Here is a 556-nt window from a genome sequence, read left to right on the forward strand (position 1 = left end):
TGGCGTCAGCCGTACGAATAACGGCAGAGACGTTGTTAGGTTTGTGAACTTCTTCTAGGCACAAAGTAAGGTCGGTTTGGCGTGCTTTCAGCACCTGATGGATACGGTGGTAACGTTCTAAATTCATAGTAAATAAATAGGGTATAAAAAAATCGCCACCCAGTGTGAGTGGGTGGCGATGAGTTTAGTTCTTTCTTCGTCTGACTCGGGTCGCCTGCGGCATCGCTTTGATTTTTCGCATGATACCTGCAAGGTGGACACGATCTTTAGTCGTCAGCAGAACGGTGACAGTATACAGTCGGCCATCACGTTCTTCGGTCGACAGGCCATGGATATTGGAGCCTGTTTTCGAAATCACGTTGGTCAATTCTGCCAGAGCACCTTGGTGGTTGAGCATGTCTACTTTCAGTTCTGCGATAAACTCTTTGTCGTAATCGTCAGACCATGCAACGGCCATGTACTTGTCCGGCTCTTTTTGGTAACCGCGCACATTTGGACACGTTTCACGGTGAACAACCAGGCCACGACCAGGAGACACATGCGCAATGATGTGGTC

The 556-nt window shown here is 48.7% G+C and carries 1 protein-coding gene and 1 pseudogene; both read right to left on the reverse strand.

The features are described 5' to 3' along the window. Positions 1-127 (reverse strand): annotated as a pseudogene (locus R7Z77_RS27610) (tRNA (guanosine(18)-2'-O)-methyltransferase TrmH); the annotation flags it as partial. Positions 128-184: 57 nt separating this feature from the next. Continuing rightward, the coding region (locus R7Z77_RS27615; protein WP_318137340.1) for an ACT domain-containing protein at positions 185-556 on the reverse strand (372 nt) is incomplete at its 5' end.

Source organism: Vibrio sp. 1401 (genome assembly GCF_033340295.1).